Below are 13,766 nucleotides of genomic sequence, written 5' to 3' on the forward strand. Positions count from 1 at the left end.
CGGAACATAGGACCGACCGTCATCGCTGCAGCTCACTCCGCCGATCCGCGGCGCGCTCGGCCCAGCAGGGCCTAGAACGCGACGCAGACGCCGGCCAGGGCATCGCCCGGGCCGACTTCGATGGCCCGCTTTGCGACCACGGCGCGGCCGACCGGCGCAAGCGCCGCCGGATCCAGGCTGAAGACCTGCCCACGCTCGGAGTAGAAGACGACGCTCGCCCCCTCGATGGAGGGCGCCGAGAAGGCCACCTCCCCGGCGGGGTCGCGGGTCGGCTTCTTCGGATCCGAGGAGGCCACACCGCCGCCGCCGCGGCCCTTGGCCGGGTACTCGGTCATCGGGACCTTCTTCGCGAAGCCCTGGGCGTGGACGGTCAGCAGGTCCTCCCCGTGGTCGAGGCAGGCGGACACGACCCGGTCGGCGCCCTTCAGGCCCATCCCGGCGACGCCACCCGCGGATCCGGTGGCGACGGGCCGCAACTTGGAGGTCTCGATCCGCAGTGCCTGGCCGTTGGCGCTGGCCATGATGACCTCGTCGCCCTCTGCGTGGCCGACGACGGCGATGATCCGGTCCCCGTCCGGGACCTTCATGCAGGGGACGCCGCCGGCGTGCGAGCCGGCGAGCATCGCCCAGTCGATCCGCTTGATCAGACCCTTCTCGGTCACGATCAGCGCGTGGGTGTGGGTGGAGCCGTCGGCGATGACCGTCGCGACCCCGTCGCCACGCTCGAGCCCGACGAGGGCCACTCCCTTGGTCTTTCGGCTCTCGAGGGCCGGCACCTGGACGCGGAACGCGGTGCCGCGCTCGGTGACCACCACGAGCGGCACGTCGGTGCGGCTCTCGATCGCGGCGACCAGACGTGCCGAGTCCGACATGGTGATCGGAGCCGTGTTCGGCACCTTCGATGAGCGGGCGACGGCGACGGCGAAGCCGTTCGATGCCGCGTAGAGGGTGATGTCGGTCGCCGGCCCCGAGTGGACGGCGAGGCCGACCGCGCCGGCGCCTGAGGTCGCCTCTGCGGCCCCGTCAGCCGAGGGGGCGTTGAGATCCCCGTCGGAGAAGACCGTCTTGCGGGGAGATCCGAACTTGCGCTTGGTCTCCTTGAGCTCGGTGACCATGATCTCGCGGACACCCGACTCGGAGGTCAGGATCCCGGTGATCACGTCGATCCGGGCCGCCTTGGTCTCGGCGTCCGCGCGCAGGCTGTCGTTGTTGAGCTTCGACAGGCGCTTGAGCGGCATGTCGATGATCCACTGGGCCTGCTGGTCATCGATCGGCAGGGCCTTCTTGGCGCCGTGCGGGGTGTAGCGCAGCTTGGCGATGAGCTTGGTCTTCGCGTCATCGTCATCGTCGGAGCCGCGGATGATCTTGACGACCAGGTCGATCATGTCGAGAGCCGCGAGCAGCCCGAGCAGGCGGTGGAGGTCGCGCTCGAGGACGCTGCGCTCGTGCTCCAGGCGCTTGGTGATGACGCCGTGGCGGAAGTCGTTGAAGCGGCCGAGGATCTCCAGCAGCCCGAGGACCTTCGGCTTGCCGTCGACGACCACGTTCATGTTGAAGGAGGAGCTGTCGCGCAGGCTCGTGAAGCGCAGCAGGTCCGCGATCAGCTTCTGGACGTTGCCGCCGCGCTTGCAGGCGATCATCACCCGGGCCGGCTGGCCCTTGTCGGCGATGTCCTTCGGCATCTCGGTGATCTCGGTGATCTTGCCGTCGCGGGCGCCCTTGACGATCTGGGACACGAGCTGCGACGGGCCCACCTGGTAGGGGAGCTCGGTCACGATCACTGCCTGGCGGTTGCCCGGCAGGTTCTCGAGGTGGAAGCGGCCCTGGACCTGGATCGTGCCCTGCCCGGTCTCGTAGCAGCCCTCGAGCTTCTCGGGGTTGACGATCACGCCGCCGCCGGGGAAGTCCGGGCCGGGCAGCCGCTTCATGATCTGCTTGAGCGTCGCCTCGGGGTGCTCGGCCAGATAGACGGCGGCGTCGATCACCTCAGCCATGTTGTGGGTGGGGATCGAGCAGCCCATGGCCCAGCCGATGCCGGACTGGCCCATGGTGAGGAGGGTCGGGAACGTGACCGGCAGCAGCGCCGCCTCGTCCTCGGTCTCGGAGAAGTTCGGCCGGTAGGGGACGACCTCGGGCCTCAGGTCCGACAGGAACTCGGAGGCGATCGCCGACAGACGGGACTCGGTGTACCGCTGGGCGGCCGCCGGGTCGCCGTCAAGGGAGCCCCAGTTGCCCTGGCCCTCGATCATCGGCGTGGTGCTCTGGAAGTCCTGGGCCATGCGGACCATCGCGTCATAGACGGCACTGTCGCCATGAGGATGGAACCGGCCGATCACCGCCCCGACGGTGAGGGCGGACTTCTTGAAGGCCCGGTCGTTGCGCACCCCGAGGGCGTTCATCGCGAAGATGATCCGCCGCTGGACGGGCTTCAGACCGTCGATCGCCGGCAGGGCGCGGTGGAGGTTCACATACGACCCGTAGGCGTGGCCACGCGACTTCATCGCCTCGGAGATCTCGGCGGTGGCCCCGTCCCACGGGAAGTGGACCAGTTCGGCCTGCTCGTCGCCGTTGGTCTCGGGCGGGGGCGCCTCGAGGTCGTCTGTGAGGGTGATGTCGGTGTCGGGCATGTCGTCGCTCATAGGGGTTGTCTCATCGCTCATCAGGCGACCTCGTCGTTCAGGCCGATGTCCTCGAGCCAGAGTCGTCGCGGTTCGGGCCGTGAGCCCATGATCAGGTTCAGGGTGTCAGCGGCCTCAGTCGGATCCTCCACGGTCACCTGGAGCAGCGAGCGGGTCTCTGGATCCAGCGTCGTCCGCGCCAGGTCCGAGGCGTTCATCTCGCCCAGTCCCTTGAAGCGCGAGACGTCGTCACCGCTTCGCTTGTGCTTCTTCACAAGGTCGGCGCGTTCCTGGTCTGTGAGCGCATAGACGAACTTCTCCCCACGCGAGTCGAGGTTGATCCGGTAGAGCGGGGGGTTCGCGATGAAGATGCGCCCCTCGGCGATCATCTGCGGGAACAGCTCCGAGAACATGGTCAGGAGCAGGTTGGTGATGTGCGCGCCGTCGACGTCGGCGTCCGCGAGGATCACGACCTTGCCGTAGCGGCGCATCTGCGGCTCGAGAGTGGCCACGACCGCCCGGCCGATCACGTCCTTACGGCCGCCGAGAGCGGTGAGGATGCCCTCGATCTCGACGTTGTCGAAGGCGCGCCCGTTCTTGGCGCCGAGCACGTTCAGCACCTTGCCTCGGATCGGCATGATCGCCTGATAGGCGGCGTCGCGGGCGGCCTTGGCCGACCCCATCGCGGAGTCTCCCTCGACGATGAACAGCTCCCGCTCCTCGACCGGGCGCGTCTCGAGGCAGTCGGCCAGCTTGCCGGGCAGGTTCGAGTCGCTGAAGATGCTGGTCGCGTTGTCGCGCAGCTTCTTGGAGATCTTGCCCTTGGCCAGGCGGATCTCGCGGGCGAGCAGGCACCGCTCGAGGATGGCCTTGGCCTGCTTGGCGTTCGCCTTGTCGGACAGCCAGGCGCTGAGGACCGCGTAGGCGTAGGTCGCGACGGCGGTCTGGCCCTCGGGGTTGTTCAGCCGGCCCTTGGTCTGGCCTTCGAACTGCGGGTTCTCGATCTTGACAGTGACCGCGGCGGTGAGCCCCTCGAAGATGTCGCGACCGTCAAAGGCCTCCTTCTTGTCCTTCTTGAGCTTGCCCTCGGAGTAGGCGAAGGCGCTGACGGCGCGCGTCACGGCGCGCCGCAGGCCTGAGACGTGGGTGCTGCCGTCGCCAGTCGGGACGACGTTGGCGAAGGAGAAGATCCGCTCGTCCGCCGACTTGGTCCACTGGAGGGCGATCTCGACCGGGATCGCCGCGGCGGCCTCGTCGATCGCCTCGCGCTCGACCGGGTCGATCTCGGAGGAGAAGTTCAGGATCCCCGGGTGGATCGCCTCGCGCTCGGCGTTCATCTCGGCGATCAGGTCGGCGATGCCGTTCTTGGAGACGAAGACCTGCTGGGGCTTGCCCGGGATCTGCAGCACGAAGCGCAGGCCGCGCACGAGGTAGCTCTTCTCGCGCAGTCGCTGCTCGATCGTGGAGGCGCTGTAGCGCACGTCCGAGTCGAAGATGGTCGAGTCGAAGAGCCACGAGACGGTGGTCCCGGTGCCCTCGCCCTTCTTCAGCTTGCGGCCCTGGGTGACGGCCTGGGTGGACTTGCCGCGGGCGTAGGCGGCGGTCCAGGCGTGCCCGTCGCGGCGCACCTCGACCCGCAGCCACTCCGAGAGGGCGTTGGTGACCGAGGCGCCGACGCCGTGGAGGCCACCGGACACCTTGTAGCCCCCTCCGCCGAACTTGCCGCCGGCGTGGAGCTTGGTGAAGACCAGGTCGAGCGCCGACTCGCCGCTCTTGGTGTGAGTGGCGACGGGGATGCCGCGGCCGTTGTCAGTGACCTCGAGTGTGTTGTCCTCACCGAGGGTGACGGTGATCTCGGTGCAGTGTCCGGCGAGTGCCTCGTCGACGGCGTTGTCGACGATCTCCCAGATCAGGTGATGGAGACCGCGCGAGGTCGTCGAGCCGATGTACATGCCCGGTCGGACACGGACGGGATCGAGTCCCTCGAGGACGGTGATCTCATCGGCGCCGTAGTCCTCTGACGGCTCGGGCGTGCTCTTCGGCTTGGTCAAGGCGGTCGGTTTCTCCGGGGTCGTCGCGCGTTCTCGAGCCGACTGTACCAAGGCATCTCGGCCGTCCTGCTCGATGTCTTGCTCCGGCGGAGCGAAGGCGCCCACGACTGTATGGCCGCCTCGACGCACTCGCCCGGAGTTCCCCTACTGCGACCGACCGGGATGGGACGGACACGCCTCACGCCGCCACAGTCGGTTCCGCAGACGGCATCGCTTCGCGGCGCTGACATCGGTGAGGAGGTGGCGCCGGGCGATGACAGTCGCCGTCGACCTCGCGACTCACATGCTCGAGCTGAGTCTCACCATGGTCGGCCGCCGATGACATCCAGGAGGATGACGATGCCGAGGACCAGGATCACCATGATCGCGATCGCGACCCTGTCGCGGCGTCGGCTCAATGGGGGCGGGGGAGAGGGCCGCCCGGTCATCGAGTGGAGTACCCCGCCCAGGTCGCTCCGTCACCGGGACCCGCCGGGGCGAGAGAGAGGCGCCGGGGCGCCGGCGTCCTACGGTGACCGGAGATGGCACGGGGAAAGTCAGGAACCACGGGAGGGCCACGACGCGATCCGGCGAGGCGGATCCTGGTGGCGGATGTTCCGCGCCTCGATCGTCCCTACGGCGCGCGGGTCCTCCTCGGCGACGGCGATGTGAGGGGCTGGGACGGAGCGGATCCCGCCGCGCGATCCGTCTTCAACATCCTCAAGCGGGCCTACTTCGTCCCGCACGGCGAGGCCGGTCTCTACTGCAACGGCCGCGAACAGGGCTTCCGGATCACGCGCGGTGGCGCTCGCCCGACGACCGTCTGGTTCTCGGAGAACCGCAACAGCGACCACGTCGTCGTCTACGTCCTGCCCCGCACGGCGAGCGACGCGATCAGCATGGCTCGGATCGCTGAGGGCGACACCGTCTATGAGCAGCGCACCATGTTCGATCATGACAAGCGTGCCGAGGCGGCGAGGTTCATCGCGGCCAAGCTCGGAGCGATCCCCGCCAGCAAGGTCTGGCCCGAGGATCTCCTCGACGCCCCGGCGCCGGTCCTTCATCGCTCCGTCTCGGCAGCCCTGCGCGCCGGCTCACGCATCTGAGCGGGATGCGAGGCTCTCGAGTCGGCTGAGGTCGCGCAACGCAGCCTGGGCGATCCACTGGGTCCTCGACAGCTGGGTGACGTTCACCCGGACCGAGCGCACCGGCACGCGCCGGGAGAGGGAGGGCAGTCCCCCTCCTGTGATCCGGGCACAGAGGACGGCGACCTGGTGCCGGGCCTCCAGGCTGATCCGGTGGTTGATGGCCAGCTGACCGCGGCTGACGGTGATGCGCCCGGCGCGCTGGCGCGGTCGCGGAGGCGCTGGTCGCCCATCAAGGCGCGCGGTGAGCCGCTTGGCCCTCCAGAGGGCTCCCTGGCTGATCCGCTGGTTGATGCGCAGCTGGGAGACGCTCAGACGTACAGCCCCACGGCCGTTCGGCGCAGGAGTACTCGGCGTGCAGTCGGCCCGCGGGTTCGAGCCAGGGTCGGGACCGGGGGAGGGGGAGCCGCCGGCGCGCTGGCGGGGGGTTCCCTGACGAGCCCACTCCGCAGCCCCGAGTCCCTTCGCGACGCCACCCTCGATCACACGGCCGAGCATCAGATCCGACATGTAGGAGGGCAGGATCATGCAGCCGAAGCCGGGGTCCCTCGCCTGGTAGGAGCTATGGACGTTGCACCCGGCGTGGACGGCGTCGGAGTCGGTGCTGCTCGGCCATCCGTTGGGTGGGGTGTAGAAGGCGACGACCTGGTGGAGCCACTCATGGACCATCAGATGCGGGTTCGGGTCCGCTCCGCTGCCTGTCGGCCTGACCGGGAACATCGCCCGGTGGATGGTGCTGCTCCCCGTGGCCCGACCTGCTGGGCTCGAAGGGCCCGCAGGCACTCGGGCAAAGCCGGCGTCGTAACCGGCCGGCATCGGCACCGCATAGACGTCATCCCCGCCTGCCCAGGGCGTGTCGGCGAGCACCACGTCCATCTGGATCCCGACCGCGCACTCCGACAGCTGGCCGACCAGCTGGACGAAGGCATCCGCCCCCGCCAGCGCCCCGGAGGCTTGCGCCGCCGGCAGGGTCGCCCCGGAGCTCGAGCTCATGAACAGCTGGTAGTGGATCTTCCAGATGGGCACCTGGGCGGGGCACCCACTGGTGGCGACGCTTCCAAGCGGGGTCGGCGCTGCCATCGCCGGGGACCCGGACCCGAACGCGGCGGCGATCATCACCGAGGCGATCAGCCAGAACGTGATCCATCTGCGCGGGCAAGGTCGGGCTGGGGCGAGGATGGGAGCTCTCCTGAACGGGGGTTCGGTTCCCCGCGCGAGCCCTCCGGCGCGGCGACCTGGCGCGAGGGTAGCGGCATCACCGGCGCGTACGCTCCTCACCCGGGTCGAGCGGGTCGCCACGAGTAGTGATCTGGTCTATGAACTTTCCCCAGCTTGCCGATGCAACCGATCCGGGACGTCGTCTGTTGTGAGCAATGACGACGACATCGACTACTCCGAGCTCCGACCCCAAGACGGGCAAGTCCGCCGTCATCCTCCAGATCCGCCTGAGCGGGGCCCTGCCGCGTAGCGGCGCCCTGGCCAGCTTCACGACCGAACCGGGCAAGCTCACCCGGGCGGAGATCGGCCGCGTCCGCGACCAGCTCGCCGAGATGCTCGGATTCGCCCTGACCGTGAGGCTCAACGACGCCGTGATCGAGCTCCTGAGCGAGGACGGTCGGGTGCTCCGCTCTAGCCGCCTGCTCGAGGCTCCGGCGCGTGATCGCTACCTCGCCGCCGAGGTCGCCCCGGGTGAGGGCGCGGGCCCGCTCGAGGCCTGGCTGGTCAAGGCCGCTCTCAGCTTCGGCAGAAAGCGCAGCGTCTGAGCCAGAGAGTCGGGTGATCGACCGCGGGCGGAGCCTAGGGTCGATCGATGCGGTATCTGATCGCCGCCCTGCTCGGGCTCGTCATGGTCGCCGGCCTCGTCGCGCTCTCCCACACCTGGGCCGGTCGGATCGTCGCCGAACAAGCCCCTCTCGTCGCGGCGCCGAGCGCAGAGGCCCTTCGGGAGCCGAGTGAGGCCGAGACCCGGGAGCGGGCTCGCGTCCTGGCTCAGGCGATCGCGCGGACCGCTGCCGGCGCCACGGACCCCCTGTCCGCTGTCCGAGAGGCCTTCCCCGGTGTGTCGGTGAACGGCGGGGAGGGGGAGGGGAGCGTCAGCCTGCTCCCTGCGGGACCGGGGTGCCTGGAGGTCTGCGTCGAAGCTTCCGAGGAGGTCACCGAGTGCGCGGAGTCGGGTCAGCTCACAAGCGCGTCGAGCATCCCGATGCCGAAGGCCAGCACGCTGGCGAGCGCCCAGTAGATCACCGCGCTGATCGTCCCCAGGGGCTCGATCAGCAGCAGGTAACCGACCGCTGACAGACCCCAGAACGTCAGCAGGGCCCCGCACATCATCAGGTAGAAGAAGCCGGCAATCCCCCGGGCCCCTGCCCAGCGCGCGCTGGCCAGGATCGCGAAGATGATGATCACCGGCATCGCCATCCATGCGTAGGGCGAGGCCAGGATCTCCTGTTCGATCAGCGCGGTCCTGAAGAGCAGGTAGAGGTAGAGGGCGAGCGCCCCCGGGACCAGGACCACGGCGCCGAGCAGGCACCGCAGGACCTTCTTCTCACCGTGGGCCATCGCGGCGAGGGTAGGAGCCGCTCATCGCCTCGAGGCGAAACCCCGGCGGCGCCATCGGCGGGTCGCACACTGGCGCCGATGGCACGCACGCGCTTTCGCTTCCGCAAGACCTTCCCTCTCCTCGGCAGGCTCCTCACCGGGACCGTCAGTCGCCGCGGCGTCTCGCTGAACCTGAGGCTCGGGCTCTTCTCACGCAGCTGGGGGACGCGCGGGACGACGACGACGATCGACGTCCCCGCCACCAGCGGCATCTTCTTCCGCAAGGAGGAGCGACGCAGGAAGCCCCCGTCGGACCCGTTGGAGCGCGAGCTCCACGAGGCCGAGGTCCGGCGCCGGCGCTGGAGGCGGGTCTGGATCTGCCTGCTCTGGCTCACCGCCCTCATCGGCCTCGGCCGCTACGGGATCGAGGCCCTCGGGGGCTGCGCCGGCCTGGGAGGCCTGGTCAGGCTCGCGATCCTCATCGGGCTCCAGGCGGTGCTGATCTCCTACCTCTACCGGCGCGTCGCCCTGCTGCGGAGCATCCTCATCGTCGTGGTGATGATCGCCCTCGGCTACCTGCAGTGGCGCCTCCACGGCATCTGGATCAGCCCGCCGGGGACCTGTCCCTGATCATCTGGTCGGCCTGCTCGAGGAGCCGGGCCGCCTGATCGGGGCTGAGCGCCGCGATCCGCTCCGCGATCCGGTCCACCTGCTCACGCTCGCCGGCCGTCCGCTCCCAGGGGCGCTCGGCCAGCAGGCGCGTCAGTCCCGCCTCGTCGCTGCCGAGGACCGCGAGCAACCGGGCCCTCATGGGCGGGCTCGGGAAGCGCAGACCCGACTCGATCTGCTGGTAGTAGACGGTGCTGAGGCTGCCCCCGGACTCCCGCACACGCTCGGCCAGACGCGCCTGGGTGAGCGTCGCGCGCCCCCTCAGGTAGCGGAGGGCGTGGGCGAGGTTCGGGACCTGTTCGGCCTGGGGGCCGCGACCCACTACCAGCTCCCGTCGCGGACGTGGCCGGCCGGCAGCGGGCCGATCGGCCGGATCAGGGGCCGGACCAGCGACGAGTCGTCCATCAGGCCACTGAAGCCGTGCGCGGCGTCGGTCTCGGCGACGCTCGTCACGCCGTCGAGGACCTCGGAGCCCGGGACGCCCTGGATGTGCTCCTCGTAGAGTGAGAACCACGGGAGTCCGTGCTCGGCGTATGTCTGCGCGCTGACCGGGCTCGGCGGAGGCTCCTCGCCCGTGATCTGCCGATACATCTGCGAGTTGACGATGTGGACGTAGACGCGCTCGGCCGGCCGTGTCTTCCAGCGGCGCGGGTCGTGGTCGACGTGGATCTTCTGGTTCATCGAGCCGCCCGCAGCGAGGCCCATCTCCATGCCGGCGACGGATCCGAGCATCGGACCCGACGCCCCGGCGAGTGCGTTGACGCCCCCGAAACTCTGCGGGGCGCTGCGCAGGCCCGAGCCCGCCGAGAGTGCGTAGTAGCTCCGCGGCTGGGACTTGACCGGCGCCGGGAAGGCCCCGGGGCGAGGTGCGTAGGCGGCCAGCTGGATCCCGCCGAAGACCTCCTCGCCGCTCACCTGGCCCTCGACCGTGTAACCCATCCCGAGGGGCATCGCGACGAACTGGCGGACGGTTCCGTTGCGGCCGCAGATCCCGTCGAGCCAGGACTGCCCCGGCACGACCAGATGGTCCTGCTCGCCCGTCGGGGAGAGCTCATCGCGGTAGGGGTTGCCGGTGAGGGCGCTGACCTTGCCGACGGCCACCTTGAGCGCGTGAGGGGAGCGCGGGGTGAAGCGCATCCAGAGGGCCTCGCGCTGGAGCATCGGCAGGAAGACGCCGCCGTGCTCGACCCAGGAGGCCGGGACGCGGTCGCGGTAGTCGTCGACACGCTTGATGGGGAAGAGGCCGAGACTCGGCGGCAGCGCGTGGATGTCACCGTTGTCGGGCAGCCGCAGGGTGCGGTTGAAGTGGACGGTCACGTCCCCGAGGCTGACACTCGTCCTGGTCGTTGTGATGCTCATGCGTGAGGCTCTCCTTGTCGCGGCGATCAGCCGTGTCCGAGGAATAGCATGTGCGATTCACGCTATGCGGAGTTCTCCGCAACTGACAGATCGCGGACCTCGACGAAAACTGCCGACGCGCTGACACCGGGTCTATCGTCAGCTGACGATGCCCCTCCTGTCGCCTCTCGTCCGCTCCCTGCTGCGGCTCACCGTCGCCTCCGCCCTCGTCAGCGCCATCGCGCTGTCACTGGCGCCGAGCGCGAGCGCGTATGTCTACCGCGGCGGCGCGAGCCAGGCGACCGAGCGGGTGCCGACCAGCTTCAGCGGGGGCTTCTTCGGCTCGACCTACTACTACTACGACGTCCTGCGTGCCAGCGCGAACCCGCGCTTCCCATCGCCCGGGGACATCCGCAACAACGTCTGCGGGGACCTCTTCTCGCGCGAGCGGGTCTCACCGAGTCTGAAGGAGGACTGCGCCAAGGACATCGCCGCCCAGACGCTGTCGATCCCGCGCAACCAGGTCCAGTTCGACCGCGACAACGACATCTGCTTCCCGCTCGCAGGTGCGCCCTCGCCGTGCTGGACCAACAGCCCGCGGATCATCCGCAGTCAGCTGACCAACGAGCTCCACTACTCGCACTACAGCGAGAACAAGGTGCCGACGGCGCGCAGCACGATCGCCTGGAACGTCAAGGTCTGGCGCTTCAACGTCCAGGGCGCCAACAGCATCGACCGCACCCCGGAGCCCTTCTTCGAGCGACGGATCGACCTGAACAGCGCGGGCGACGCCAACACCAGCCAGCTCGCCTGGTGGTACGGGGGTGCCGGCGCGGGCCAGAACGCCGCCCAGGCCCCGAACGGCCGCGGTGGCTACTGGTGGCTGCCGGGTCGCTCGGCGGGTCCGCTCGGTCCCGGTGAGCCGGGGAGCGGCGCGGTGCCTGGTGCCTGCAACTCGCGCTTCAACGCCTACCGTGCCGCCTACCCGGAGATCGGCCTTCCCGGTCAGCTTCGCACCTACCTGAACGCCTCGGCCAAGCAGCACATGTGCTTCTGGCCCTCCGGCGTGAACGCGACCTCGGGCTACGCACCGCAGGCCATCGAGTTCGACCGGAACCAGCGCCGCGCCGGCACCCAGACGGGCGCCGAGAGCGTCGCCCTCGCCTGGTCGTTCAACCGCCAGGGTGGCGCGGTCAACCTCGACTACAAGATCCAGGGGCAGCCCGGCTACGTCTACATGGTCCTCGTCAACAGCGTCGACAACCGCGAGGAGCTGATGGGCCAGTACGTCAAGTTCTTCTTCGCCGATGGCTGGGAGCCGAGCGAGTCCGCCGACTGCGTCGACACCACGAGCGCCGAGTGCAGCGGGATCACCGTCCGTCGCTCCGACGTGCCGCGTAGCGACCTGCGCAACCCCGATGTCGTCCTCGAGGGTCCCGACACCTCGATCACGGGTCGCCCGAGCGACTACAGCCTCAGCGTCCAGCACCCCGAGGAGAAGCTCGCGCCGAACCAGACGATCGTCGTCAAGAAGACCCGCCTGTCGATGAGCGACCCCAACGAGAAGACCGGAGTCTCCGACGCCGACCGCAACCAGATCTTCAACCAGGACTACTACGGCCGCGCCGTGACCTTCAACGAGACCCTCGGTGGTCTCACCGACCCGCGCACCTGGCAGCCCCTCGCGGCGCCGGAGCACACCACGGCCCGCTCGGGCCTCGGCTCGAGCGCCAGCATCCAGGACGTCCTGCACCGCCGGGATGAGTCGGGCGCCTTCGACGGCAACGCCTTCATCAGCCAGGACCTGCCTCTCTCCGAGCGCGGCCAGCGTGTCAGCTGGCTGAACCCCTCCGACGAGCCGGGTGCCTTCGCCAGCGTCTTCGGTGAGGTCCAGTTCGACACCGCCGTGCGCACCGTGCGCATGACCTCGGACCCGGATCCGGCCAGCGCGCCGCAGCTTCCGTGCGCCGTGAACACCCCCTCCGGCCGCTACTGCGTCAACCAGGACGGGACGCTGCGTGCCTGGGCCGCGGACGGCACCAACGACGGCCGCCTCAACCTGTCGCCCCACTGGGTCGGCTCACACCAGCTCGCGACCGCCTACCAGCTCCACCCGGTCCCCGGCGCCTTCGTGCTGCGACTGACCACCAACAAGCCCGACCAGGTCGAGCACCTGTCGCTTTATGACCGCGCCTCGGAGAACGGTTCCCGTCGCCTGCGCGTCAGCGCCCAGACCGAAGGCGAGTGGGCGCTCTACTTCTGCCGCCCGGGCCGCTGGGCCGACGCTCGCGTCTACCGGGGGCCGGCGAACCTCGCCAGCCCTGAGACCGCCTTCAACCGCAACCCGGCTGAGACCACCCTCGGCGACTACGGCTGCCGCCGCGACTTCTGGGAGTGGGACTACGCCCCGACGCCGGCGGTCACCGACCTGAACGCCTGCCGTGCCGCGGCCCCCGCCTGGGGTGCCGTGCGCAGCTGGCTGAATCGCGACGGCGTCCCCCAGGCAGCTGACCTGCGCGGTCAGCTGCCGAGCGAGTCGCTGCGTCGCTGCAGCTACCAGAACTCCAACGGCTACATCCAGGACGGCTCGTGGAAGTCCACCGACTGGACCTGGCGCTGGGACTCGACCGACACCTGCTACGGCAACCGCCCCGCCACGGCGACGGTCCGCTACCCGGACTCGCCCCCTGACGGCAACGGCGACCGCAAGCCGGCGCCGCTCCCCTCCGCGCAGGGCAACCGTTGCGCGAACGCTCACCCCTCGGGCCCCGCCGCTGCGCGCAACGGGCACGTGGACGGCTACTGGTTCCGGGGCGGCTACACCTACGTGTGGGGCGACACCTGCGCGCGCAACGCGCCGAGTATCCCCGCGACCCCGAGCGGCTACGGCGACGAGGGCGGCTACCAGGCCTACAGCCACAACGGCCGCAGCGGTAAGTTCCGTGCCGGCGATCGCTCGAACACCAACCGTCTCTTCTACGAGAACGACGGCCAGACCGTCTCCGCCTCGACGCGCCCGCGCTGCACGTTCATCGACCCGAGCGGCTACCAGTGGACCGGCGCCTTCACGCGCAAGGCCGCTGAGCCCGGTTTCGCCCAGGTCGTCGCCCGCCCGGGCTACGACGCCTCGGCTGTCGGCCGCGGCCGACTCCCCAGCGGTGAGTACGCGATCGTCGCGGACTTCGCCCCGGGCGCCGGCGCGGACACCACCTGGCGCATGGACAGCTGGCAGTACGAGCCGAGCGGCTCGAGCTGGAACTGGAGCTCGAACCGCTGGGTCGGTTCGGACACGGTCCAGACCGAGATCCTCAGCCTCCAGCCCACCCGCTGATCGGTCCCAAGGCCGGGGCCTCGCGCCCCGGCACCAGGGCCGTCCAGAGGCCGTGACCGGGGCTCGTGCACAAGGATCCACGCGCTTGGCCAGGTCG

At 69.7% G+C, this 13,766-nt stretch carries 11 protein-coding genes; 5 read left to right on the top strand and 6 right to left on the bottom strand.

All coding sequences use genetic code 11. The annotated features are described in order from the left end of the window. Window positions 1-71: 71 nt before the first annotated feature. Window positions 72-2,660: a DNA gyrase subunit A gene (locus IU369_RS21045; RefSeq protein ID WP_217924415.1), complete on the bottom strand. Its 2,589-nt coding sequence runs from the start codon at window positions 2,658-2,660 to the stop codon at window positions 72-74. Further along, a complete protein-coding gene (locus tag IU369_RS21050) occupies window positions 2,660-4,774 on the bottom strand; it encodes a DNA gyrase/topoisomerase IV subunit B (protein ID WP_217924416.1) in 2,115 nt (704 codons plus the stop codon). Before IU369_RS21050 ends, IU369_RS21045 begins: the two co-directional genes overlap by 1 nt. Window positions 4,775-5,253: 479 nt before the next feature. Between IU369_RS21050 and IU369_RS21055 the strand changes: the two genes are divergently transcribed. Then, window positions 5,254-5,754: a hypothetical protein gene (locus tag IU369_RS21055; protein ID WP_217924417.1), complete on the top strand. Its 501-nt coding sequence runs from the start codon at window positions 5,254-5,256 to the stop codon at window positions 5,752-5,754. On the opposite strand, the gene IU369_RS21060 is transcribed toward IU369_RS21055, so the two are convergent. Continuing rightward, the gene (locus IU369_RS21060; protein WP_217924418.1) at window positions 5,743-6,909 is read right to left on the bottom strand and encodes a hypothetical protein; all 1,167 of its coding nucleotides are present in this window, start codon (window positions 6,907-6,909) and stop codon (window positions 5,743-5,745) included. The two genes, IU369_RS21055 and IU369_RS21060, sit on opposite strands and share 12 nt — an antisense overlap. A 257-nt stretch (window positions 6,910-7,166) precedes the next feature. On the opposite strand from IU369_RS21060, the gene IU369_RS21065 reads away from it, so the two are divergent. Both IU369_RS21065 and IU369_RS21070 read left to right on the top strand, forming a co-directional pair. Next, window positions 7,167-7,556, top strand: a complete 390-nt coding sequence (locus IU369_RS21065; RefSeq protein ID WP_217924419.1) for a hypothetical protein — start codon at window positions 7,167-7,169, stop codon at window positions 7,554-7,556. A 47-nt stretch (window positions 7,557-7,603) separates the two neighbouring features. Continuing rightward, window positions 7,604-8,032: a hypothetical protein gene (locus IU369_RS21070; RefSeq protein ID WP_217924420.1), complete on the top strand. Its 429-nt coding sequence runs from the start codon at window positions 7,604-7,606 to the stop codon at window positions 8,030-8,032. On the opposite strand, the gene IU369_RS21075 is transcribed toward IU369_RS21070, so the two are convergent. Next, complete coding sequence (locus tag IU369_RS21075; RefSeq protein ID WP_217924421.1) at window positions 7,969-8,352, bottom strand: hypothetical protein; 384 nt, start codon at window positions 8,350-8,352, stop codon at window positions 7,969-7,971. The two genes, IU369_RS21070 and IU369_RS21075, sit on opposite strands and share 64 nt — an antisense overlap. A 78-nt stretch (window positions 8,353-8,430) precedes the next feature. On the opposite strand from IU369_RS21075, the gene IU369_RS21080 reads away from it, so the two are divergent. Continuing rightward, the gene (locus IU369_RS21080; RefSeq protein ID WP_217924422.1) at window positions 8,431-8,961 is read left to right on the top strand and encodes a hypothetical protein; all 531 of its coding nucleotides are present in this window, start codon (window positions 8,431-8,433) and stop codon (window positions 8,959-8,961) included. Here the strand turns inward: IU369_RS21080 and IU369_RS21085 are convergent. Together IU369_RS21085 and IU369_RS21090 are read right to left on the bottom strand one after the other, a co-directional pair. After that, a complete protein-coding gene (locus IU369_RS21085) occupies window positions 8,936-9,322 on the bottom strand; it encodes a helix-turn-helix domain-containing protein (protein ID WP_217924423.1) in 387 nt (128 codons plus the stop codon). The two genes, IU369_RS21080 and IU369_RS21085, sit on opposite strands and share 26 nt — an antisense overlap. Further along, window positions 9,322-10,359, bottom strand: coding sequence for a hypothetical protein (locus IU369_RS21090; RefSeq protein ID WP_217924424.1), 1,038 nt, complete (start codon window positions 10,357-10,359; stop codon window positions 9,322-9,324). Before IU369_RS21090 ends, IU369_RS21085 begins: the two co-directional genes overlap by 1 nt. Window positions 10,360-10,507: 148 nt before the next feature. Between IU369_RS21090 and IU369_RS21095 the strand changes: the two genes are divergently transcribed. Next, on the top strand, window positions 10,508-13,669 hold the full coding sequence (locus IU369_RS21095; RefSeq protein WP_217924425.1) for a hypothetical protein: 3,162 nt from the start codon (window positions 10,508-10,510) through the stop codon (window positions 13,667-13,669). The last annotated feature ends 97 nt before the right edge of the window (window positions 13,670-13,766 follow it).

Source organism: Miltoncostaea oceani (genome assembly GCF_018141545.1).
In the GTDB taxonomy this organism is placed as follows: Bacteria; Actinomycetota; Thermoleophilia; order Miltoncostaeales; family Miltoncostaeaceae; genus Miltoncostaea; species Miltoncostaea oceani.